At 64.1% G+C, this 4,974-nt stretch carries 4 protein-coding genes and 2 pseudogenes; 3 read left to right on the top strand and 3 right to left on the bottom strand.

The features are described 5' to 3' along the window. From RT662_RS16190 to RT662_RS16180, 3 genes and pseudogenes are all read left to right on the top strand, one after another. A pseudogene (locus RT662_RS16190) lies at positions 1–124 on the top strand (GcrA cell cycle regulator); the annotation flags it as partial. 96 nt (positions 125–220) lie between these two features. Then, the gene (locus RT662_RS16185) at positions 221–1,702 is read left to right on the top strand and encodes a flavin-containing monooxygenase (RefSeq protein WP_409530182.1); all 1,482 of its coding nucleotides are present in this window, start codon (positions 221–223) and stop codon (positions 1,700–1,702) included. Next, on the top strand, positions 1,699–3,156 hold the full coding sequence (locus RT662_RS16180; protein ID WP_313671719.1) for a serine hydrolase domain-containing protein: 1,458 nt from the start codon (positions 1,699–1,701) through the stop codon (positions 3,154–3,156). The genes RT662_RS16185 and RT662_RS16180 overlap by 4 nt, the downstream gene beginning before the upstream one ends. 20 nt (positions 3,157–3,176) lie before the next feature. Here the strand turns inward: RT662_RS16180 and RT662_RS16175 are convergent, their stop codons facing one another. The 3 genes and pseudogenes from RT662_RS16175 to RT662_RS16165 all read right to left on the bottom strand — a co-directional run. Next, positions 3,177–3,647: a TspO/MBR family protein gene (locus tag RT662_RS16175; RefSeq protein ID WP_313671718.1), complete on the bottom strand. Its 471-nt coding sequence runs from the start codon at positions 3,645–3,647 to the stop codon at positions 3,177–3,179. 89 nt (positions 3,648–3,736) lie between these two features. After that, a complete protein-coding gene (locus tag RT662_RS16170) occupies positions 3,737–4,126 on the bottom strand; it encodes a DUF393 domain-containing protein (RefSeq protein WP_313671717.1) in 390 nt (129 codons plus the stop codon). Positions 4,127–4,509: 383 nt separating this feature from the next. Further along, positions 4,510–4,974: pseudogene (locus tag RT662_RS16165) on the bottom strand (class I poly(R)-hydroxyalkanoic acid synthase); the annotation flags it as partial.

Below are 4,974 nucleotides of genomic sequence, written 5' to 3'. Positions count from 1 at the left end.
TCGCCCATCCAACGCTGGCTTCCCTTATTGCAATGATCACTGCCTGGTCGCCTATCAGGCGCAGATGCCGCGCAAGGATCGTCCGCGCCAGCTGCCGCCGCTGCCGGGTGCGCCCCGCCGGTAACCGGCCGCTGCCAACTGGTGCCGGTTCGTGTCCGGCGCTGGCTGTTTTGCCCCATTGCCGCCACAGCCGCCTCGCTTTACGTTCGCGTAAAGGGAGATTGGCCTCGTGAGTTCCACTGATTTCGACGTGTTGATTGTTGGCGCCGGCCTGTCGGGCATTGGCGCGGCGGTTCATCTGCAGCAGAACTGCCCGAACGAAACCTACGCCATCCTGGAAGGCCGCGACGCCATCGGCGGCACCTGGGATCTGTTCCGCTATCCCGGCATCCGTTCTGACTCCGATATGTACACGCTCGGCTATCGCTTCAAGCCGTGGAAATCCGCCAAGGCGATCGCCGACGGCCCTTCCATCCGCAGCTACATCCGCGAAACCGCCACCGAACACGGCATCAACCAGCACATCCGCTTCGGCCACAAGGTGCAGGCCGCCGCGTGGGACAGCGAAACCGCGCACTGGACGGTGACGACCCCCAAGGGCACCCTCACCTGCCGTTTCCTCTACATGTGCAGCGGTTATTACAACTACGGCCAGGGCCACCGCCCAACATGGGAGGGCGAGGCCGAGTTCAAGGGCCAGATCATCCATCCGCAATTTTGGCCGGAAACCCTCAACTACACGGGCAAGCGCGTCGTCGTCATCGGCTCTGGCGCCACCGCGGTCACGCTGGTGCCGGCGATGGCCGATACGGCGGCGCACGTCACCATGCTGCAACGCTCCCCCACCTGGATGGTCTCCCGCCCCGGCAGCGACGCGATTGCCAATTTCCTGAAGGCGATCCTGCCGGCGCAGATGGCCTATGATCTGGTGCGCTGGAAGAATGTCACCATGGGCCAATGGTTCTACAAGCAGACGCGAAACAACCCCGGCAAGGTGCGCGAAGCGCTGTTGAAGCGCCTGGCCAAGCTGCTGCCGGCCGATTACGATCTCGAAACCCACTTCACCCCCGGTTACAACCCATGGGATCAGCGCCTTTGCCTGGTGCCGGATGCCGATCTGTTTAAGGCCCTCAGCGCGGGCAAGGCCGAGATCGTCACCGATCAGATCGCGAAGTTCGAGGCTGGCGGCATCCGCCTGAAATCCGGCCAGCTGCTGGAGGCCGATATCATCGTCACCGCCACCGGCCTGAAACTGGAAGCGCTGGGCGGCATGACCGTCACGGTGGACGGCGAAACCCGCCGCACCGCCGATGCCCTCGCGTACAAGGGCATGATGTTCTCCGGCATCCCCAACCTCGCCCAGAGCTTTGGCTATATCAACGCCAGCTGGACCCTCCGGTCTGACCTCATCGCCGATTATGTCTGCCGGCTGCTCAATCACATGCGCAAAACCGGCGTGGACATTGCCACCCCTACCCCTGCGCCGGACGTGGTGCCCGAAAGGCTCGCGATGGATCTGCAATCCGGCTACGTCCAGCGCGGCGCCGATGCCCTGCCCCGTTCCGGCAACCGCGCACCGTGGCTGGTGACGGCCGATTACAAGTACGACCGCAAGGAACTGCTGGAAGGGCCGGTGACGGACGAGATGGTGTTTGCGAAGGCGCACGCTGCTGCCGCGCCCATGCTGGAGGCGGCCGAGTGAAGCGGCTGGCGGCCCTTGTTGCCCTGCTGGCTACCACAGCCAGCGCGCAGCCCGTCACGCCGCCCACCGATCCCGCCACCCTCGAAGCCATCCGCCTGATCGATGCCTGGGCCGATGCGGCGCAGGTCTATGGCCGCTGGCCGGCCTATTCGGTCGCGATCGGCCACAAGGATCGGCTGCTGTGGTCAAAAGGCTATGGCACCATCGATGCGGCGAAAAAGGTGCCGGCCAAGGGCGACACCATCTACAGCATCTGCTCCATTTCCAAGCTGTTCACCGCGGTGGCCGTGATGCAGCAGTGGGAGGCCGGCAAGCTGCGGCTGGATGAACCGGTCACCACCTATCTGCCCTGGGCCGCACCCAAGCCCGACGGCCGCGATTCTGTGCCTGTTACCCTGCGCGCCCTGCTCACCCACTCGGCCGGCGTCCAGCGGGACAGTGATGTCGGCAACTGGAACGGCCCCAGTTATATCTTCCCCACCCGCGATCATCTGAAGGCCGAAATCAGCCAGCACGAACCGCTCTATCCTGTGGGGCGCACCTACCAATACAGCAATGTCGGCGTCACCCTGGCCGGTGAAGCGGCGGTGGCGGTTTCGGGCAAGGATTACGCCAGCCTGGTCACCAGCGGCATCATCAAACCGCTCGGCCTGTCCGATACGCGGCCCGATCACCCCTATGATCTGCTCGGCACCCGCATGGCCGTGGGCTGGAGCCCGCTGGACCGCGCCGGCAACCGCACGCTGCTCAGCCGGTTCAACGCAGCAGCCATCACACCCGCCGCCGGCTTCACCAGCACCGCGGAAGATCTGGTGCGCTTTGGCCTGTGGCAGATCGGCCTGATGGCGCAGGAAACCGCCCCCGCCACGCCGGGCGTGCTGAAACCCAGCACGCTGCGTGAAATGCAGCGCATCCAGTTCATCGACAAGGTGAACTACGGCAGCTGGGGCCTGGGCTTCGTCAACGAACCATCCGACGAAGGCAATTACATAGGCCACGATGGCAGCTGCCCCGGCTACCACACCGCCATGCTGATCCGGCCCGACAGCGAAACCGCCGTCGCCGTGATGACCACCGACAATCACGAAGTGTGGAACGACACCCAACAAGTCCACCGCCTGCTCGACGCCCGCCGCGCCCACGCCTTCAAAGGCCCGCCGCCCGTCACCGTCCCCCCTGAAGACTATGCCGGCCGCTACACCAACAACACCTGGAACAACGAAACGATCATCCTGCCCTGGAACGGCGGCCTCGTCACCCTCGACCTGCCCGACCTAAAGGCGGCCGAAAACCTCTCCTTCCTCAAACCCATCGCCCAGGATCGCTTCCGCCGCATCGCCAAGGACGGCAGCGAGCTGCACGAAGTGACGTTCAAACGGGACGCCTCAGGCCGCGTGGTGGCAAAGGAGGAGTTTTACCAGCGCTCGGTGCGGGATGTGAGCGCCGTGAAATAAGGCGGCCCGCCCCAGATCCCTCAACGCGGGTTGAGATCGACAACCTTCCAGTTGAGTGACGCCGCAAACGCCACCCAAGCCAGATAGGGCATGATCAGCAGCGCCGCCTGGCTGTCGATGGGCCACAGGCCGATCACCATGGCGAGCACGGATGCCCACAGGAACGGCACTTCGATCAGCGCCCAATCGGGCCGCTGCAGCTTGAAGAACAGCGGGCTCCACAACAGATGGAACAGGCCGTTCACGCCAAACAGGATCAGCACGTCCCGCTGCTGCGCCGCATCGCCGGCATTCCAGGCGCGCACCGCCGCCCATGCCGCCAGACCAAGGATGATCGTCCACCCCGGCCCGAACGCCCAACCGGGCGGCTGCCATGCAGGCTTGCGCAACCGGGCATACCAATCAGCACGCGGGGTCATCAGCCCGCCCACCAGGCACAGGCCCACCATCCAGATAATCGCACTAGCAAGCGGCAGGTTGAATTCGGACAAGGCAGAGCCTCACTTTCAACCGCCTCCATGCAGCATCAACGCCCGGCAAGATAGGGCGGCCCCACCGCACCCCCCTTGCGGCTTTTACCCTAAGCGCCGGTGGCGCTGCCCTTGCCCTGCCGGCGCCGGTGCCGCCGGTACAGCGCCGGGGCAAACACATGATCATAGGCCGCGCTGGCAATCTGCCTGATCACCGGCAGCCCCACGATCCGCGCCAGCAATCGATAACGCGGCATTTGCGACCACAGCAGCAGGAACGCCGGAACGCCGGAAACGATCACCCCATCCCGCTGCACATAAAGGCTGCGCGCGGCCGTATCGGCATCAATCCCCCACCGCTGCAGCGCATCCGTGTTCAGATCATCAAACCGGATCGGCAACCCCGCTTCGCCAACATAGCGTGCATAATGGCCAACCTCGACGTGACACACCGGGCACTGGGCGTTGTAGAGTACCGACGTTTCGGGATTGTTGATCATGCCTCCCTGATAGTGGGAGGCAGAAACTCCGCCATACCCCACCTCGCCGCAGGGCGCCGGCGGAGTAAGCGGGGCCTCCGGCGGACAGGGGCTGAGCCCCTGCACCCGCTTTTGTTTTGGGCAGCCCATCACCACCGCCACTTGTCATGTTGGCGCAGGCCAGCATCCGACTTGCATTCGGGTAGATAAGCCGGAAATAGGATTCTCAGGCTAATGTTCGTGCCTGCGCCAACATTACAGCGTGGGCGGGGCTGGCATAGGAAGAAAGCGGGACCTCGGATCAAGTTCGAGGTTACGGGTGGGCCTTATTGAAAGGGTCCGCCTGAAAACAAAAGAGTGCAGGGACTGCGTCCCTGCCCGCCGGAGGCTCCTCTAGCCTTCCCTCAAATCCGTTCCTTCACATACGCACCCGGCGCGTCCTCGATCGACTTGTAGGCCCCCTTCCCCGGCACGCGCGGTTTCACCTGTTTGCCGGAGCGGGGGGTGAGCCAGGTGAGCCAGTGGGGCCACCAGCTGCCTTTGGTTTCCGTGGCGCTGGCGATGAAGTCTTCGAGGGTGGCGGCGGCGGAGTCGCCGGTCCAGTGCTGGTATTTCTTGGCCGAGGGTGGGTTGACGACGCCCGCAATATGCCCGCTGCCGGCCAGCACGAAGCGGGTTTCGCCGCTGAAGGCCTTGGTGAGTTTGAAGGCCGATTTTGCCGGGGCGATATGATCTTCCTTGCCGGCCTGGATGAAGGTGGGGGTTTTCACCGTCTTCAGATCGATGGGCACGCCGCACACGGTGAGCGCGCCGGGTTTGACCAGCAGATTATTGCGATACATGTCCTTGATGTACTGCTGGTGCCATTT

The organism is Sandarakinorhabdus sp. (genome assembly GCF_032115815.1).
GTDB lineage: Bacteria > Pseudomonadota > Alphaproteobacteria > Sphingomonadales > Sphingomonadaceae > Sandarakinorhabdus.
The sequence above is the reverse complement of the archived record's forward strand: the minus strand, read 5'-3'. Positions and strand labels throughout refer to the sequence as shown.